Source organism: Isoptericola halotolerans (genome assembly GCF_045689585.1).
Classification (GTDB): domain Bacteria; phylum Actinomycetota; class Actinomycetes; order Actinomycetales; family Cellulomonadaceae; genus Isoptericola; species Isoptericola halotolerans_B.
In genome coordinates, this window is the sequence record NZ_CP140108.1 from 212,183 (window position 1) to 230,381 (window position 18,199).

General features: G+C 74.9%; 12 protein-coding genes and 1 riboswitch. Of the genes, 2 read left to right on the forward strand and 10 right to left on the reverse strand.

The window, feature by feature from the left end; genetic code table 11:
- Positions 1-41: 41 nt before the first annotated feature.
- Positions 42-1,331, reverse strand: a complete 1,290-nt coding sequence (locus UQW22_RS01055) for a hypothetical protein (RefSeq protein WP_407318995.1) — start codon at positions 1,329-1,331, stop codon at positions 42-44.
- A 246-nt stretch (positions 1,332-1,577) separates the two neighbouring features.
- Here UQW22_RS01055 and UQW22_RS01060 point away from each other — a divergent pair, with 246 nt between their 5' ends.
- Positions 1,578-2,558: a L,D-transpeptidase family protein gene (locus UQW22_RS01060; protein WP_407318996.1), complete on the forward strand. Its 981-nt coding sequence runs from the start codon at positions 1,578-1,580 to the stop codon at positions 2,556-2,558.
- Positions 2,559-2,646: 88 nt separating this feature from the next.
- Here the strand turns inward: UQW22_RS01060 and UQW22_RS01065 are convergent, their stop codons facing one another.
- Complete coding sequence (locus UQW22_RS01065) at positions 2,647-3,870, reverse strand: UDP-N-acetylmuramate dehydrogenase (RefSeq protein ID WP_407318997.1); 1,224 nt, start codon at positions 3,868-3,870, stop codon at positions 2,647-2,649.
- Positions 3,867-5,132 carry an MFS transporter gene (locus tag UQW22_RS01070; protein ID WP_407318998.1) on the reverse strand — a complete coding sequence of 422 codons (1,266 nt, stop codon included), beginning with the start codon at positions 5,130-5,132 and terminating at the stop codon, positions 3,867-3,869. The genes UQW22_RS01065 and UQW22_RS01070 overlap by 4 nt, the downstream gene beginning before the upstream one ends.
- Before the next feature lie 96 nt (positions 5,133-5,228).
- Between UQW22_RS01070 and UQW22_RS01075 the strand changes: the two genes are divergently transcribed.
- Positions 5,229-6,335, forward strand: coding sequence for a LacI family DNA-binding transcriptional regulator (locus tag UQW22_RS01075; RefSeq protein ID WP_407318999.1), 1,107 nt, complete (start codon positions 5,229-5,231; stop codon positions 6,333-6,335).
- 19 nt (positions 6,336-6,354) lie between these two features.
- Here UQW22_RS01075 and UQW22_RS01080 read toward each other — a convergent pair whose 3' ends face one another.
- The 7 genes from UQW22_RS01080 to UQW22_RS01110 form a co-directional block, all read right to left on the reverse strand.
- Positions 6,355-6,936 (reverse strand): GNAT family N-acetyltransferase, encoded by a 582-nt coding sequence (locus tag UQW22_RS01080; RefSeq protein ID WP_407319000.1) that lies wholly within the window; start codon positions 6,934-6,936, stop codon positions 6,355-6,357.
- On the reverse strand, positions 6,918-9,107 hold the full coding sequence (locus tag UQW22_RS01085; protein ID WP_407320689.1) for a penicillin acylase family protein: 2,190 nt from the start codon (positions 9,105-9,107) through the stop codon (positions 6,918-6,920). Before UQW22_RS01085 ends, UQW22_RS01080 begins: the two co-directional genes overlap by 19 nt.
- The gene (locus tag UQW22_RS01090; RefSeq protein ID WP_407320690.1) at positions 9,107-11,563 is read right to left on the reverse strand and encodes a GNAT family N-acetyltransferase; all 2,457 of its coding nucleotides are present in this window, start codon (positions 11,561-11,563) and stop codon (positions 9,107-9,109) included. Before UQW22_RS01090 ends, UQW22_RS01085 begins: the two co-directional genes overlap by 1 nt.
- A 5-nt stretch (positions 11,564-11,568) precedes the next feature.
- Entirely contained in the window at positions 11,569-12,954 is a 1,386-nt protein-coding gene (locus UQW22_RS01095; protein ID WP_407319001.1) for a lysine N(6)-hydroxylase/L-ornithine N(5)-oxygenase family protein, read from the reverse strand.
- Positions 12,951-14,492 (reverse strand): pyridoxal phosphate-dependent decarboxylase family protein, encoded by a 1,542-nt coding sequence (locus tag UQW22_RS01100; RefSeq protein ID WP_407320691.1) that lies wholly within the window; start codon positions 14,490-14,492, stop codon positions 12,951-12,953. Before UQW22_RS01100 ends, UQW22_RS01095 begins: the two co-directional genes overlap by 4 nt.
- Before the next feature lie 218 nt (positions 14,493-14,710).
- Positions 14,711-16,453 (reverse strand): phosphomethylpyrimidine synthase ThiC, encoded by a 1,743-nt coding sequence (thiC, locus tag UQW22_RS01105; protein WP_407319002.1) that lies wholly within the window; start codon positions 16,451-16,453, stop codon positions 14,711-14,713.
- Positions 16,449-16,554: riboswitch (TPP riboswitch) on the reverse strand. It overlaps the preceding gene by 5 nt.
- A 98-nt stretch (positions 16,555-16,652) precedes the next feature.
- Positions 16,653-18,116 (reverse strand): Tat pathway signal sequence domain protein, encoded by a 1,464-nt coding sequence (locus UQW22_RS01110; RefSeq protein WP_407319003.1) that lies wholly within the window; start codon positions 18,114-18,116, stop codon positions 16,653-16,655.
- Positions 18,117-18,199: the final 83 nt, after the last annotated feature.

Genomic DNA, 18,199 nt, shown 5'->3' on the forward strand with positions numbered 1-18,199 from the left:
GGCCCGGGTGAGACGTCGAGGAAACGTGGGTGAGAGGACTCTCAGAATCGCTCGTCGGCCGTCAGCAGCCGTCCGGCGGCGCCGAGCCACGCCTCCGCGAGCGCCGCGTCGGGCGCTCCGGCCGCCAGGGAGACGACGACGGCGGCGGCCCGGGCCCGCAGCACCACCGGGTCCACCGCCTCGCCGAGGACGGCCAGGCACCGGTCGACCAGCCCTGCCACGCCGCCGTAGGTGCCCGGTGCCAGGTCGGGCAGCACCGCCAGGTGCGCGACCGTGCACGCCAGGTCGTCGACGCGGTGGCCCGGCCCGAGCGTGTCGACGTCCAGCACGCCGGCCACCCGGCAGGTGGCGACCACCGCCGGGTCGGCCAGCACGAGGTTCGCCGCGTGCAGGTCACCGTGCGTCGTCACGACGGGACCCGGGTCGCGACCCCGCTGGGCCGACGTGATGGCGGTGGCGAGCTCTCCCAGGCGACGGCGGCCGACGTCGTGCCGGTCCGTCAGCTCCGTCACGTACCGGTCCAGCCGGTCGGCCCACGGAGCCCGACGACGCATCGCCGCTCCCGCGGGCGGCAGGGCGTCGGTGACACGCAGGAGCTCCGCGGGGTCGAACGCGTCCGGCTGCCGGCCGGCCGGGGTGCTCGCCAGGTGCGCGGCGAGGGACGGCCCCGGCAGCTCGGCGAGGACCACCACCCCGTCCGCACCGGCCGCGAGCACGGCCGGAGCAGCCAGTTCCGCGGCGTCCTCGAACAGCTCGTGCCGGCGCACCAGGTCGTCCGTCCGGCGGGGACGCACGACCTTGACGTACACCGTGGAGCCGCCCGTCCGCGCCCGCAGCACCGCTCGCCGCAGCGGCCGGTAGGCCACCGTCTCGAGCGACCGGACGCCGTCGTGGATCCCCGCGGCGGCCAGACGCTCCCCGACGCCGGCGGGGACGGCGGCGACCGCCAGGCCGGGCAGGGCCGGGTCGTGCGGGTGGCGCCACACGTGCAGGGTCCGGGCTCCGCCGTCGAGCCGGACGACGCCGTCGAGCCGCTGCGGAGCCCCGTCCTGCGGGCGACGGCCGAGGTCCCGGTCCGTGGCATCCGTGGCGTACAGGTGCTCCCGTGCGACCCGGTCGGCACCGTCGTGGCGACGGTGGGCGACGACGTCGTAGGCGACCGTCGTCTCCGCGCCGGGGCGCGACCAGACCTCCCGGAAGCCCCAGTCGTCGAGCGCCGCACCGTCGGCCGCGAGCGCCGCCGCCAGGACGTCCCCGGCGTCGGGGCCGGTCAGCAGCTCCTGGCGCGCACGCCGGTCGTCGGTCGCACGGGCGGTGGTCGAAGCCGTCATGCGCCCATCTCACGGGAACTCCGCGTGCGGTGGGTGAGAACCGGATGAGAGCTCTCTCATCGACCCCAACGGTCCGTGGTCGTCGGGCGTCCTGCCGGTCGGGATGCCCGGAGCGAGGAGATCAGGTCACGAGACGGTGTCGATCGGCGCCGTCGGCTCGCCGGGCGACCCGGGTCGCGGCAAGGTAGTGATCCGCGATCGCGGGCACGGTCCGCCGGCGGCCGTCCCGGGAGAGGTGACACCATCATGACGACCACGACCTCGCTGCGCCGCGCGACCACCGCGGCCGCCGTGGCGCTCACGCTGCTGGTGGTGCCGGGCTGCGCGGCCCTCGCCGACCTCAGCGGGACCGGTGCTGCGGCGGACCCGCCGGCGACGCCGTCGGCGGCCGCGACCTCCGACGCGCCGACCGCCACGCCGAGTGCCACGCCGACCCCTTCGCCGCCCTCGGCGAGCCCGTCGGTCGCACCGTCGACCAGCCCGACGCCGTCACCCGAGCCGTCACCGTCCGCAGAGCCGAGCGAGGAGCCGTCGCCGGAGCCCTCGCCCACCCCGGAGGAGGACGCCGACGACGCCCCGGCCGACGAGCAGGCGGAGCAGGACGCCGACGAGCAGAAGAAGGAACCCTCCTACCCGGAGCGCGGCGCGTCCGGGAAGAAGGTGCGCGCGCTGCAGGAGCAGCTCATCGAGCTCGGCTACTTCCTGCCCGAGGCCGACGGGGCGTTCGGCCCGCAGACGCAGCAGGCCGTGTGGGCGCTGCAGAAGGCGGCGGGCCTGGGCCGCGACGCCGTCGTCGGACCCAAGACCCGGCAGGCGCTGAAGGACGGCGCCCGCCCGAGCGCCCGCTCGTCGCAGGGCAAGGTCGTCGAGATCGACCTCGACCGCCAGCTCCTGCTCGCCGTGGAGGACGGACGCGTGGTGCGCACCATCAACGCGTCGTCGGGCAACGGGGAGACGTTCGAGGCCAAGGGCCGCAGCTACCGGGCGACGACGCCGCGCGGGACCTTCGCGGTCTACATGGAGCGCGACTACCTGCACGAGTCGACCCTGGAGCTCGGGGCGATGTACCGGCCGAAGTACTTCACCGGCGGCATCGCCGTGCACGGGTCACCGTCGATCCCGCCGTGGCCCGCCTCGCACGGGTGCATCCGGGTGTCGAACTCGGCGATGAACTGGCTCTGGGACGACTGGGGCATGCCCCAGGGAACGACCGTCCTCGTCTACTGACCCCCCCCTCTACCGCTGTGGGTGCACGACGCGCGGGTGGACCGAGCGACGACACCGCGTGTCGTGCACCCACAGCGTGGGGGGAGGGTCAGAGGGCCAGGCCGACCAGCACAGGTTCGGGCTCCAGCTCGATGCCGAACTCGTCACGCACGCCGTCGCGCACCGCCCGTGCCAGCGCCACCAGGTCCTGAGCCGTCGCACCACCACGGTTCGTCAGCGCGAGGGTGTGCCGGGTCGAGAGCCGGGCCGGCGAGTTCTCCCCCGCGATGCCGAAGCCCTTGGTGAACCCCGCGTGCTCGATGAGCCACGCCGCGGACGTCTTGACCACCGACGGGTCGATCTCGCCCAGCGCGGGTCCCGTCGTGGTGGTCGGGGTCGCCGAGCGCACCGGGAAGCGCGGCGCGTCGTCGGGCAGCGCCTCGGCCTCCTCCGCCGACAGGACGGGGTTGGTGAAGAACGAGCCGGCCGACCAGCGGTCGTGGTCCGGCGCGTCGGCTCCCCCGACGCCGTCGAGCAGCATCCCCTTGCCGCCGCGCAGCTCGAGCACGGCGGCGCGGACGTCCGCCGAGGGCGCCCGCTGCCCGACCTCGACGCCGAGGCGCCGGGCCAGCTCGGCGTACCCGATCGGGGCCGAGAGCGACCCCATGCGCATCTGCAGCCGGACGTCCAGGACCACGTACCGCGGGGTCGGGTACCAGATCTCGGACGCCGTGCCGCGCATCGTGCGCTTGAGGATGCTGGTGCGGTACCCGAACCCGAGCTCGGACAGCGTCAGCGTGCGGCGCTGCCCCGTGGCCCGGTCCCAGGTGCGGACCGCCGCCACCACGCCGGCGACCTCCTGGCCGTAGGCACCGATGTTCTGCACCGGCGCCGCGCCCATGGTCCCGGGGATCCCGGACAGCGCCTCGACGCCCACCCACTCGTTCGCCACCGCCTGGGCGACGAACGCGTCCCAGTCCTGACCGGCCGGCAGGGTGACCGTCGCACCGCCGCAGGCACCCTCCTCGACGTCGCAGGCGGCCGACAGGTCGGCGTCCAGGCCCTGGCGGACGTCGCGGACCACCACCCCGTCGAACCCCTCGTCCGCGACGAGCAGGTTCGACCCGCCGCCCACCACGAGCAGCGGCGCCCCGGCGTCGTCGGCCGATCGCACGGCCTCGATCAGCTCGGTCTCGGTGGTCGCCTCGACGTACCGGTCGACCGGTCCGCCGACGCGCAGGGTCGTCAGCTCCGACAGGCTCGGGGCGGCGGCGTGCTCCCCGGCGGTGGTCGTCGGGTCGTCCTCGGCGGGCTTCGCAGCGGTCTGGCTCACGACTCCAGCGTAGACGCGCGCGGCGGCCGTGCCGCGCTCGCGACGAACAGCCCGACGACGACGGGCAGGGCGAGCACCAGCAGCGCCGGCCGGTAGCCCGTGTAGTGGGCGAGGAAGCCGATGAGCGCGGGACCGACGAAGAACGCCGAGTACCCGATGGTGGAGACGACGGCGACGCGCAGGGCGGCACGCCTCGGGTCGTCCGAGGCGGCGGACATGCCCATCGGGAACCCGAGCCCGGAGCCGGCGCCCCACAGGAAGACGCCGACCAGCGCCACCGGCAGGTTCGGCACCAGGGCGAACAGGGACACCCCGACCAGGGCGGCCACGCCGCTGACCCGCAGCACCGGCACGCGCCCGTACCGGTCGATGATCTCGGTGCCGACCAGCCGCGTGACGGTCATCGCGACGAGGAACACCGCGAGCGCCACCGCGCCCATCCCGTCGCCGGTCTCGAACCCGTCGACGGTGGCCAGACCGACCCAGTCGTTCGCGGCCCCCTCCGTCAGCGCGGCCGCGAGCACGATGAGCCCGACGAGCAGCGTGCGCGGCTCCCGCCAGGTGGCCAGCGTGTCCCTGACGGTGTGGCCGTGCGAGGGTTCGACGGCGGTGGCCGGGTCGGCCGTGGCGTCCTGCGCTCCCGCCGTGGAGACGTCCGGACCGGCGTCGTGCGCGGGCAGGAAGGCTCGCACGCACAGGGCGACGGCCACGGCGTCGACGACGACGACGGAGACCAGGTGGGCGGTGAGGGGCACCTGCGCCCAGGCGGCCAGCGCCCCGACGCCCGCTCCGGCGACCGTGCCGAACGAGAAGGCGGCGTGGAACCGCGGCATGATCGCCTTGCCGAGACGTTGCTCGACGACGGCACCCTCGAGGTTCATCGCCGCGTCCCACACGCCCATGCCCATCCCGGCGAGGAACAGCCCGCCGCGCACGAGCCAGGGCAGGTCGACGTCGATCGCGACGGTGGCGAGGGTGAACCCGACCGCCGCCAGCACGGCGAAGCCGAGCACGGTGCGCGCGGCGCCGAGTCGCGAGGCGATCATGCCGGACAGCGGCAGCGCCGTGATGGAGCCGATCGACGCGGTCAGCAGCAGCACCCCCATCTGCGCCTCGCTGAAGTCGAGGCCGTCGCGGACGGCGGGGATGCGCGAGGCCCAGGTGGCCATGCCGAAGCCGGCGGCGACGAAGACTCCGTAGACGGCCACGACGGCGGTGCGCAGCGGGCGCGGGGTCGCGCCGCGGGGTGCGGGGATGTTCACGGACTGACGATCCACGACCGCTCACCGCGTGGTCAAATCGTTTCGACAGTGCCTCGCCGGTAGGCTGTCGCCACTCGCCGGCCGGGAAGGAGCTGCATGGGCCGCACGCCGGGCAACCGCCCCACCCTCGCCCGGGTCGCCGAGCGCGCCGGGGTGTCCGTCTCGACGGCCTCGCTCGCCTTCTCCGGCTCCGGGCCCATCACGCCGGAGACCCGCGACAAGGTCCTCGCCGCCGCCGCCGACCTCGGCTACACCGGGCCCAACCCGTTGGGGCGCCAGCTGCGGCGAGGTCGGTCCGGCATCGTCGGGGTCGTCATCGGCGACCATCCCGGCCGGGCCTTCCGTGACCCCGTCGCGGTGCAGGTGCTCGACGGCCTGGTCGACGTCCTCGGCACGGAAGGGCTCGGCGTGCTGCTCATCCCCGGGGTCGACCTCGGGGACGAGGCCGTCGACCCGCTGCTGGAGACCGCCGCGATGGACGTGGCCGTGCTCGTGTGGGGCGTGCTGCGCGACGACCCGACGCTCGCGGCCCTGCAGCGCCGCAACGTGCCCGTCGTCGTCGGTGAGGGGCGGGCCGTCGAGGGCGCCCCGCTCGTGTCCCTCGAGGACCGGTCCGGCGCCGCGGAGGCCGTGCGTCACCTGCTCGACCTCGGGCACACCCGGATCGCGGAGATCGCGTTGCCGCTGGGCCGCGGCGAACGGTCCGGCCCGGTGGACACCGAGCGGCTCGCCAGCGTGGACCGCACGCCGACGGCGCACCGCATGGCCGGCATCCGTGACGTCGTCGAACCCGTCATCACCTGGGAGACCCCGGCCTCGCTGGTGGAGCACGGCCGCGACGCCGCCACGGAGATCCTGGGCACGTGGGTGCCGGCCTCCGAACGCCCGACGGCGATCGTCGCGCACTCCGACCTCCTCGCGGCCGGGGCTGTCATCGGCGCCCGCGAGCTCGGGCTGCGCATCCCCGAGGAGGTGTCGATCGCCGGGTTCGACGGCCTCGATCTCCCGTGGCTCTCCCCCGACGTGCTGACCAGCGTGCACCAGCCGCTGCGGGAGAAGGGCACGCGGCTCGGCCGCGCCGCGATCGACCTCATCGCGGGCGACGAACCGACGTCGGTCGCGCTGCCCGTCGGTCTGGTCCCCGGCACGACGACGGGCCCGGCGCCGGTGCCCGAGACCGTGCCCGTGCCCGGGCAGCCGTAGCCGGCCACCCGGGACAGGTTCAGCGCGCCGCGGCCAGGAGGCTCTCGGCCCGGTCACGCGTGAGGAACCCGAGCCGGGCGTCCTTGGGCCCGTGCGGCGACTCGAAGCGCACCTGACCGGCGAGCTCGAACCCCATCGCCGCCGTCCGGGCGATCGCGGCCCGGTTCCGCACGTCCGGCTCGACGACGATCCGTCGCACCGCCGGGCACGCGAAGGCGAACGCCAGCAGCGACGTGCCGACCACCCTCCAGTCGAGGTCCGCGCCCTTGAAGAAGTGCGCCCCCACGTCGCCCGGACGGACGTCGTAGGCGGTGGCGACCGGGTCGTCCTCCGGGTGGTAGAGCTGCACGAGCGCCACCGGCTCCCCGGCAGCACGGACCAGGTAGGCGTGGTGCGTCGGCAGCGAGCCGACGAACTCGTACGTCTCGCGCAGCTCGTCGCGGCCGAGGTCTCCCAGTCCGAAGAACCCGGCGTCCGGACGCGTCACCCAGGAGTGCAGGACGTCGACGTCGGCCGCCGGGTCGAGCAGGTGCACGGCCGTCCCCGCGCCGTCCTGCCAGACCTCCTCGCCGGGTGCTCCCGTCAGCAGCCGGTCGTCCATGCGCCCTCCCAGGTCTCCCGGCGCAGGCGCGCCCAGTCCGTCTCGATCTCGTGCGTCCCCGCCCGCGCCCACTCGGGATGCTGGTCCGCGAAGTGCTCCGACCGTGGGTCCCCGGACGCCCCGAAGGGGACCCCCCACCGGCTGTGGCGCCGGTCGGACAGGTCCCACACCCAGCGCGCCACCGCGCCACGCCGGGACGCCGTGGAGACCCCGGGGACCGACCCGGTGCAGGACACCGTGTCGACGGCTCCTCCGACAGGTGCCCGACGGTCACGGGGCACCTGCGGCACCCGGGCCGGGTCGACGGGGGCGTCGGCCAGGGCGTGCAGCGGCAGCACGGGGTGCACCGCGCCCCAGGGAGGGCGTACGGCGCCCGTCCGGGACGCCGCGAGGTCGCGCAGGGCGGCCACGGCCTCGGCGCGGGCGTCCAGGCGCGGCCCGGCGCCCGGCGTGCCGGGCTCCCCCGCCGCGAGGAGGGCGCCGAGCACCTGCCCCGCGCGGGCCCGCACGTCGAACCACGGGGCCAGCACCTCAGGCAGCGCGGGCAGGTCCCGCGCCGCCGCCAGCGCCGGGTGGTCCGCGACCCGGCGCGTCAGCACGTCGCGCCACGCGGCGAACAGCGCGGCGTCGGCCGAGTCCGCGGACATCCGCGCACCGTCCGCCACCCAGGACCGCAACCGCGCGGCCAGTCGTCCCGCGCCCCGGTCGGCGTCGTCGTCCGCGACGCGGTCAAGCCAGCGCAGCAGGTCCGCCGCGCCGGGGTCCCGGACGTCACCGTGGATCCTCGACTGCCCGTCGGGGCTCTCGTGCGACAGGTCGGCGAGCAGCTCACGGATCCGGTCCGCGCGGTGCGGGGCGTACGTCAGCCCCAGGTCGGGCACCCGGCCCGACGCGTCCGGGCGCTCGTTCGCGTCGACGGCCACGTCGTCGACCGGCACGGCCTCCGCCGGCGGGCGCCACGACGGCGGCGTCCAGGTCGGTGCGTCCGGTCGCGTGCCGACGGTGTGAGGCAGCACCCGCTCCTCGCGCGGCCGGTCGGGCACCCGCCCGGCCGTCAGGCTCAGCACCGCGCCCGAGGAGTCCGCCGTCAGCACCCGGTTGACCGGCTCGACCCAGCCGGCGAACGCCTCGGCGACGTCGGCGGCGCAGCAGGCGCGCTGCAGAGCCCGCCAGGACGCGACCCCGAGGTCGGCGTCCACCCGCACGGGCCACCGCAGCGCGTGCCGGTCGGTGACCAGCGGACCGCGCGGTGTCTCGGCCCAGGAGACCTCGACCGACGGCGCACCCCGGACCGGAACCGTCTCGGTTCCCGTGATCGCCGTCGCGAGGGTCTCCGGCGTCTCGACGAACAGCTCGGCCTGGTGGGCCACCGCGTTCGTGATGCCCCAGGCGACCGAGGCCTCGCCGTCGGCCGTGGCCTCCGCCGTCGTCCCGCCGTCGGGCCGTCGGGCGTGCCCGAAGTGCAGGACGCCCGGCACCCCCGGGAAGGCGAGCCCGACGACGTCGTAGGCGTCGCAGGCGAGGCGGACCTGCTGGTAGGGCCCCGGCAGCTCGAGCAGCCGGTGCGGGTCGCCGGCCAGCAGCGGCTTCCCGGACGCGGTCCGCGTGCCCGCGAGCGCCCAGGCGTTGGACCCGGACCCGGCGCCGTCGTCGGCGCCGGACAGGATCGCGCCGAGGGCGTGCCCGGGGCCGAGGGTGCGCTCGACGTGCTCGCGCCACAGCAGGTGCGGCCAGGTGCCGAACAGGACGTGGTTCGTGAGGAACACCCCGAGCGGCATCCAGTCCGGCCAGGGGGTGTGCGGCGGGAGCTCGCCGGGCATCGCGCCGTCGGTGGCGAGCGCGTCCATCTCCGGCACGTCGCGGCCGCCGGCGGCCAGCCCGGCGTTCACCCCGGCGGTGTAGGCGGCCAGCCAGGCGCGCTCGGGCTCGGCGAGCGCCGCGAGCACCCGCCGCGCGGTGTCGGCCAGCCGGACGCGGACCGCGAACCGGTCCCACGCCAGCCCGCCCGGCCCGAGCCGCGCCGCGAGCCGGCCCTCGGCGCGCCAGCGGTCGGACTCGAGCTGCCAGCCGCGGTCGCGCGCGGTCACGTAGCCCTGGCCGAACGCGAGGTCGCGCTCGCCGGCGGCCCGGACGTGCGGCACGCCCCACGTGTCGCGGAAGACCTCGAACATCACGGGCGGGCCACCGGGTTCGCGAGCGTCCCGGCGTACAGCAGCGAGCTCGACTGGTCGGCCAGGTCCACCATCTGCAGGGTGTTGCGCAGCTGCAGCCGGTTGAGGCACGAGTGCGCGAACCGTGCGGCACGCAGGTCCACGCCGGAGGCCAGGTCCGGGTGCTCGGCGTGGTGGCGGTCGATCGTCTCGGCGACGAGCGCCCAGAACCGGTCCTCGCGCAGGACGCCGTCGACGGCGAGGATCCCCGCCAGGTGGCGCAGCACCCCGTCGAAGACGTCGGTGAAGATCGCCAGCGCGGCCTCCGCGTCGTCCACAGGGGCGGCGACGCGGACCACCCGCTCCGGCAGGGCACGGTCCGAGAGCACCGCGACCTCCTCGCCGATGTCCTTCATGAACGCCCGGCGCACCACACCGTCCCGCAGCACGAGCACGAGATTCTCCCCGTGCGGCATGAAGGCCAGGTCGTGGGCGCGCAGGCAGTGCACCAGCGGGTAGAGGTAGGCGTCCAGGTACGCCTGTACCCACGCCTCGGCGCCGAGGCCGGAGGCCCGGACCAGCTCCGTGGCCAGCGCGGTGCCCGAGGCGTCGCGGTGCAGCAGCGACGCCATGGTCGCCAGCCGCTCCCCCGGCGCCGTGCGCGGCAGCGGGGACTCGCGCCACAGCGCGGCGAGCATCTTGCGGTGCGGGTTGGGGCGCGGGGTGCGGTGGTAGACGTCACCCGTGTAGCCGACGGCGGCGAGCTCGCGCAGGACGCCGAACCCTGCGGTGCGCAGCGTCTCGTCGCCGTCCACGAGCGCGGCCACCCAGTCGTTGATCGCGGGCGTGGCGCGCATGTAGGCGGGGGACAACCCGCGCAGGAACCCCATGTTCTGGATCGCCAGGGCGACCTTGACGTAGTGCCGGCCGGGGCGCGTCCGGTTGAACATCGTGCGGATCGACTGCTGGGGGGTGTACTCGTCGGCGCCGGGCCCGAGCGGGACGAGGTCGCCGCGCGCGACGTCGGCGGCGAAGGTGACCGGCAACCGGTGCTCGGCCTGCCAGGGATGGACGGGCAGGTAGCGGTAGTCGGCGGGGTCGAGGCCCCGCGCCCCGAGCCGGCCGGCGAACGCCGCCCGCTCGGCGCCGCTCAGCTCCGCCTCGTACAGGCCGGCCTCGGACAGGTCGGCCGCGAGCGCCAGGTGCGTGTGCTCCCGCCGGGCGGCGACCCACTGCAGTCGTAGCCGGCCGCCGCGCTCGGGCGCGTACCGCTCGTAGTCAGGCAGCGAGAAGCCGATCCGGCCGTTGTTCGCGAGGAACCCCGGGTGCCCCTCGGACATGGCTCCCTCGACGGCCTGGTACGACTCGGCGGTCCGGCGGCGCTCCACGCCCGGGTCGTCGCCCGGCCCGGCGCCCGGTGCGGTCAGTCCCGCGACGAGGCTGGCCACGTCGGGTGTCGTCCCGGAGAGCTCGCGGTCGCGCTTGGCCATCGCGGCGGCGAGCGTGCTGGACAGCTCCTCGAGGTAGACGGCGAGCAGGTCGTCCGGGATCCCGAGCCGCGGCTGCAGGTCCACGACGAGGTCCAGCACGTCCACCGGGCGGTCGTGACCGTCCGGCCCGGTGCGGGCGATCGACGCCGGGTCCACGACCCAGTGCTCCAGCGCGAACGTCCGCGCGGCGAAGGTGTAGGTGCCGCCGTCGAGGTCGAGGCGGTACCGTCCGACGCTCTCGGGGCCGTCCGGCACCGGGGCGAACAGCCGCTCGTGCGCCAGCTCCGCGAGCGCCTTGGCCGCGAGGTGCCGGTGGGCGGCCTCGGCCAGGTCGCCGCGCAGGTGCGGGGCCGCCGATACGCCGCCGCCCAGCGGCGAGGCCGCGAAGTCCGCCCGCGTGCACACGCTCAGCGCCGCCGTCTTGGTGTGGCCGTCGTCGGTCACCTCGACCTCGCGCAGCACCCGGAACCCCGCGGCGGCGTTCTTCGCGGCGATGGGGGCGTTCGCCACGTCGGGCTCGACGACGACCCGTGCGCCCCCGCGGCCGCCCACGGCCGGGTCGGCGAGGCAGAAGCCCACGACGGCGGACATCACCGCGTCGGTCAGCCCGCGGCGCCGCGCGGCGAGGTCGTCGGGGGGCGGGGCCACGAGCAGGTGCATCCCGACGTCGCCGGGTGCGGCGTCGTGGACGTCGGCGAGCAGCACGCGAGCCGGGTCGTAGGTCTCGACGTAGACGACCGGCGCACCGTCCAGCCGGCCCAGCCAGCCGTGCTGGGCGTCGTCCGCGGCGAGGGCCGCCAGGTGATCACGGACCTCGTCGACACCGAGGCCACCCATGTGCCACGCCGCCGACGCCGGGTGCGTCAGCCAGGCGCGCACCGTCGCCGCGTCGCGGGCGGGCACCACGGGGGTGAGCACGATCTCGCCGAGCCGGGTGGACGCGGTGAAGGTGCTGGTCACCGGGGTCGTCCGGGTCTCCGGGGTCACGGCGCTCACCGGGCCACCTCCTCGCCTGCAGCGGACCGGCTCGCCGCGGCGCCGCCGTCGGACATCCCGGCGGGCGCTCCTCCCGGCAGCCCGAACTGCTGGAACGCGATCCGCCGCTCGACGGCGTACGGCTCCCGGCCGGTGATCTTCGCCAGCACCACGGCGTTGCGCCACGGCCCGAACCCGAGGTCGGGGGCGGTGACGCCGTGCGAGTGCTCCTCGCCGTTGAGCGTGTGGATCCGCCCGTCGGTGGACACCGAGTAGTCGCGCGTCGGGTCGAAGCGGCCCCGCTCGTCGAGGCGCAGCCGGTCGCGCACCGGGTCGAGCAGACCGGGGACGCCGGCTGCGTACCCCGTGGCGGCGACGACGGCGCGCGTGCGGTGCTCGGCCGTCGTGCCGAGCTGCGCGTGCCGCAGGGTGAGCACGTACTCGCACCCGGCGTCGCTCGCCTCGGCGCGGGCGTCGACCACCTCCGTGTCGGTGAGCAGGGTGGTGGGGACCTGACGGCCGAGCGCCGTGCGGCGGTAGAGCGTGTCGTAGATGTCGTCGACCAGGTCGGCGCTGATGCCCTTGTAGAGGTTGCGCTGCTCCCGGCCGACCAGGTCGCGCAGCTCCGGCGGCAGCCCGTGGAAGTGGTCGGTGTACTCCGGGGAGGTCATCTCCAGGGTGAGCTTGGTGTACTCCATGGGGAAGAACCGCGGCGAGCGCGTCACCCAGTCCAGCCGGTAGTCGCCGGCGTCCTCCAGCAGGTCGCGGTACACCTCGGCGGCCGACTGGCCGGAGCCCACCACCGTGACCGCCCCGCTCGCCCGCAGGGCCTCGCGGTGCGTCAGGTAGTCGGCGGTGTGCACCACCGGGCCCGCGCCGGCCGGGGCGTCCTGCGCCAGGGCGGCGAGCGGACCGGGCAGGCGCGGCGTGGTGCCCACGCCGAGCACCACGTGCCGGGCGCGGTACTGCTCACGTTGCGTACCGGCGTCGTCGGCACGCTCGGCCGTCACGACGTAGTCGTCGGTGGCGGCGTCGTGCTCCACCGCGACGACGCGCCGCCCCCAGCGCAGCGTGTCCAGGCGGGCCGCGACCCACCGGCAGTACTCGTCGTACTCCGCGCGCAGCGGGTAGAACGACTCGCGCACGTAGAACGGGTAGAGCCGCCCCGCGTCCTTGAGGAAGGCCAGGAACGAGAACGGCGAGGTGGGGTCCGCCATCGTCACCAGGTCCGCGAGGAACGGCACCTGGATGGTCGCGCCCTCGATCATCATGCCGGGGTGCCAGCGGAACTCGGCGGCCTGGTCCAGGAACACCGCGTCCACGTCCGCCAGCGGGTCCGCGAGCGCGGCCAGCCCCAGGTTGAACGGTCCGATGCCGATGCCGACGACGTCGTAGGTCCTCATCGCTGGTCGCCAGTCGCGAGGTGGCCGCCCGCGCGGTCCAACCGGGGGTGCACGTCCCGGCACGGCGGCGCGTCGTCCATCAGCGCCTGGCCGGCGAGGATCCCGTGCGCGGCGTCCCGCACGAGGCCCAGGACCCGGCGGACGTCGGCCAGGGTCACGGTCGGGTTCAGCAGGGTGAGCTTGAGGCACGGGCGCCCGTCGACGACCGTGCGCGCGACGCTCGCCCGACCGGAGTCGAACAGCACGCGGCGCACCCGGGCCACGAGCGCGTCGGACCGCGCGGCCGTGACGCCGTCGGGCTGGTAGCGGAACAGCACGGTCGACAGGTCCGTCGGGGAGACGACGTGCAGCTCGGGGTCGCCGGCCAGGTCGCGGTGGACGGCCGCGGCGAGGTCGCACACCGCGTCGACCATCTCGCCGATGCCGTCGGCGCCGACCGCGCGCAGCGTCGCCCACAGCTTGAGGGCGTCGAAGCGGCGGGTGGTCTGCAACGACCGGTCGACCTGGTTGATCTCCTCCGCACCGTCGGCCTCCGAGGCCGGGTTGAGGTAGTCCGCGTACCAGGCGGTGCGGGCCAGGTCGGCGGGTTCGCGCACGAGGACCGCGCTCGCCGAGACGGGCTGGAAGAACGTCTTGTGGAAGTCGACGGTGACGCTGCGGGCGCGCTCGATCCCGTCGAGCAGGTGCCGGCGTGTCCGCGAGAGGAGCAGCCCACCCCCGTAGGCGGCGTCGACGTGCAGCCAGGCGCCGGTGGCGTCGGCGAGGTCGGCGATCGCGCCGAGGGGGTCGACGAGGCCGCGGTCCGTCGTGCCGGCCGTGGCGACCACCGCCATGACGACGTCGCCGGCCCGCTCCGTGGTGGCGAGCGCGGCGGCCAGGGCGCCCGGATCCATCCGGCCGTCGTCGTCGGTGCCCACCGTCACGACGGCGTCGTCGGACAGCCCGAGGATCATCGCGGACTTCGCCACGGAGAAGTGGCTGCTGCCCGTGGTCAGGATGCGCAGCCGGTCCTGGAGCCCGTGGCGAGCGACCCCGTGCAGCCGGGAACCGTCCGGGGCGGCGAGGGCACGCTCGCGGGCGGCCAGGAGGGCGTGCAGGTTCGACTGCGTGCCGCCGGAGGTGAAGACGCCGTCTCCCCCGCCGAACCCGATCCGCGCGTTGGTCCACTCGACCAGCCGGCGTTCCATGAGGGTCGCGACGGTCGACTGGTCGTAGGTGTCGACGGAGGTGTTGATCGCTGCCAGCATCGCCTCGGCCGCGACGGCGGGGATCGCCACCGGGCAGTTGAGGTGGGCCGCGTAGGCTGGGTCGTGGAACCAGACGGCGTGCGTGGCGTAGAGCTCGGCGGTCTCCCGCAGCGCCTCGTCGGTCCCGGTCCCGGGACCGTCCAGGTCGACGGCGTCGACGAGCGCGGCGAGCTCGGGACGGCTGGTCCCGCTCCAGGGCTGCTCGACGGTGGCGAGGCGGGCGGCGACGTCGTCGACGACGCGGTGGGTGGCGCGGGCGTAGGCGTGCGCCGAGGCACCGTGCAGCAGCATGTCCGTGCTGGTCAGCGTGGTCTCGGGCGGAGTGGTGGTCACGTCCGTGTGCTCCTCGCGGGAGTGGGTAAGATGGGCAGGCTTGCCTAACTTAGCCTCACCTAAGCCTGAGGTCCAGACGGGTCAGCATCCGAGACCGACGACGCCCCTGCGGGTGCACGACACGCTGTCGGGCGCGACCTGGTCGCGGCGTGTCGTGCACCCACAGGGGCGTGGGGCTATCTCACCGTCGGGGTGGGCAGGTAGACCTCGCCCCCGGCGGCGAGGAACTCGGCGGACTTCTCCGCCATGCCGGCCTCGGCCTCGGCCACCACCCGCTGCTGGGCGCCCGCGTCGCCGAACTCGTCGCGGATGTCCTGCGAGATGCGCATCGAGCAGAACTTCGGCCCGCACATGGAGCAGAAGTGCGCCGTCTTGGCCGCCTCCGCCGGGAGCGTCTCGTCGTGGTACGACCCGGCCAGCTCCGGGTCCAGCGACAGGTTGAACTGGTCACGCCACCGGAACTCGAACCGGGCCTTGCTCAGCGCGTCGTCACGCTCGGTCGCGCCGGGGTGCCCCTTGGCGACGTCCGCGGCGTGCGCCGCGATCTTGTAGGTCACCACACCGGTGCGCACGTCGTCCCGGTTCGGCAGCCCCAGGTGCTCCTTGGGCGTGACGTAGCAGAGCATCGCCGTGCCGTACCGGGCGATCTCCGTGGCACCGATGGCGGAGGTGATGTGGTCGTAGCCCGGCGCGATGTCCGTCACCAGCGGCCCCAGCGTGTAGAACGGGGCGCCGTCGCACAGCTCCTGCTGACGCTCGACGTTCTCGCGCACCAGGTGCAGCGGCACGTGCCCGGGACCCTCGACCATGACCTGCACGTCGTGCTGCCACGCCCGCTTGGTCAGCTCGGCCAGCGTGTCGAGCTCGGCGAACTGGGCCTCGTCGTTCGCGTCCGCGATCGAACCGGGCCGCAGGCCGTCCCCGAGGGAGAACGCGACGTCGTAGCGAGCGAAGATCTCGCACAGCTCGTCGTAGTGCGTGTACAGGAAGTTCTCCTGGTGGTGGGCCAGGCACCAGCCGGCCATGATCGACCCGCCGCGCGAGACGATGCCGGTCACCCGGTTCGCGGTGAGCGGCACGTAGCGCAGCAGCACCCCGGCGTGCACCGTCATGTAGTCGACGCCCTGCTCGCACTGCTCGATCACCGTGTCGCGGTAGATCTCCCAGGTGAGGCGCGAGGCGTCCCCGTCGACCTTCTCGAGAGCCTGGTAGATCGGCACCGTCCCGATCGGCACGGGCGCGTTGCGCAACAGCCACTCGCGCGTGGTGTGGATGTCGTCCCCGGTGGACAGGTCCATGACCGTGTCCGCGCCCCACTTCGTGGCCCACTGCAGCTTCTCCACCTCCTCCGCGATCGAGGAGTGGACGGCCGAATTGCCGATGTTCGCGTTGACCTTCACCGTGAACGCCCGCCCGATGACCATCGGCTCCGACTCGGGGTGGTTGACGTTGTTCGGGATGATCGCGCGGCCGGCCGCGACCTCGGAGCGCACCAGCTCGACGTCGACCCCCTCGCGGATCGCGACGAAGCGCATCTCCGGGGTGACCTCGCCCCGGCGGGCGTAGTGCATCTGCGTGATGGTGCGGCCGTCGAGGCCGCGACGCGGGCGGCGACGCTCGCCCCGCCACTCGGCCGAGGCGGCTCCGCGCCGGGCGGCCCCCCGGCCGTCGTCGGCCAGGGACCGCTCGCGGCCCGTGTACTCCTCGGTGTCCTCCCGCGCGGCGATCCACGCCGTGCGCAGGCCCGGGATCCCCTCGGTGGGGTCACCCCCCGGGCCGTCGGTGCGGTAGATCCGCACCGGAGGGTTGGCCGACCCGTCAGGGGCGTCGGCCAGGGTGATCTCGGTGACCGGGACCACGATCCCGGTCTCGGTGTCGCGCTCGAAGGCGAGCGCGCGCGACGGTGCGTCGTGCGACATGTGTACTCCATCTTCCTACGCCGGCATGACCCGGTCAGGTTCGACGGTCCGGGCCGCGTCAGCCCGATCTCAGCCCCTGCGTGAGGCTCCCGTGGGATCACCCGCAACGTAGCACGCACGACGCCCACCTCGCTGTGGGTATGAAATCTACGGACTCAAGGGGTGCGGACCCGTAGATCTCCTACCCACAGCGTCGGGGTCAGGGACGACGACGGCGGAGCCCGCCGACCTGCAACGGGTTCGCGCCGGCGGCGGCCAGGAGGTACCAGGACGTGGCCCCCGTGTGCTGCACCTGGAAGTAGCCGAACCCGAACCCCGTGTCGACGAGGCTCGTGGCGGCCACGACGCCGGAGCGCTCCGGCAGCGCGTCCCCTCCCACCGTCTGCCCGCCACCGAGCAGGTCCTGCGTCCGGCGGACCTCGGCCAGCAGCCGTTCGGCCCGGGCGGCGTCACGACGTCCGCGCCCGCGGTCGGCCAGCGCGCAGGCGAGCTGGGCCGTGCCTTCCAGCCAGACGGCGTCCGGGTGCGCCGGGACGCCCTCGTACGAGGCGGTCGTCATCAGGCTCGCGCTGGAGAACGTCACGCCGGAGATCGCGGTCCCCTCGGGGAGCTGCGAGCTCCCGGCACTCGCGACGTCGCGGGCGGCGAGGTCCAAGGCTGCCCAGTCGACGGCGCGGCCGTACCGGTTCGCCCGCAGCGCGAGCCAGCCCCAGGTCGCCGGGTCCAGGGGCAGCGGGTCGGTGTTGATCTCCTCGCCGTCGTTCGTCCCGGTGTAGAAGTAGCCGCCACGCCGGTCCCACATGCGGTCGACGAACTCGCGGGCGTGACGCTCCGCCCGGCGCCACCGCCGGCCACCGGCCAGCGCGTCGAGCTGGCGGAAGAACGCCACGCAGTCGACGTTGTGCTCGGTCGATCCGTTGGAGATGGGGGCGTCGCCGCCGTCGACGCCGAAGGAGAACCCGCCGAGCGTGCGCTCCGACCAGGTGTTGTCGAGGATCCACTCGCCGATCCGCACCGCGGCGTCCCGGTAGCGCCGGTCGCCGGTCGCCTCGTAGGTGTGCAGCAGGGCGATCCCGGGCCAGGCCATGTCACCGACCGCGGTCCCGAGGAACCCGAACTGCCAGCCGATGTTCGCGGTGCCGTCGGGCAGCTCGAGCCCGTACGCCTGCCCGGAGCCGTCGTAGAACGTGTACGGGCCGGCGTTGTAGCCCTGACGGAGGCGACCGTCGTCGTGGGCCGGGTCGTGCTCCTGGGCGAAGACGAGGCCGTCGGCCAGGGTGGCGGCCCGGTCCTCGTGGCCCCCGGCCAGCGACGCGCAGATCATCAGGGCGACGTCGTAGACGAAGGCGGTCGAGAACAGCCCGAGCTGGTCGGCGTAGGACTGGGCCAGGCGGGGCCCGCCGTCGGCTTCGGGGTAGGCGTCGGTCATCACGCCGAGGAACTCGTGGGCGCGCCGCACGGACCCGGCGGACCCACCGGCACGGCCGGGCCACGGCCGGCCCCGGCTGCCGGCGCTGGCGGCGGCCCACGCCTCGGCGCCGGTGGCGAGCGTGAGCGCCCCGGCGGCGCCCGCGACGAGCACGCCGCGGCGCGAGACGCCCCCCGGTTGGGCGGGCTGGTCGGGGGCGATCTCGGCGGCAGGGGTGAGGACGCGTCTGGGCACGAGCATCTCCTTCGATGGTCAGCGCCCCCACCGTTGGGGACGCGCTTCGCAGGTTACTCGTGTCACTTACCTCTGTGAAGACA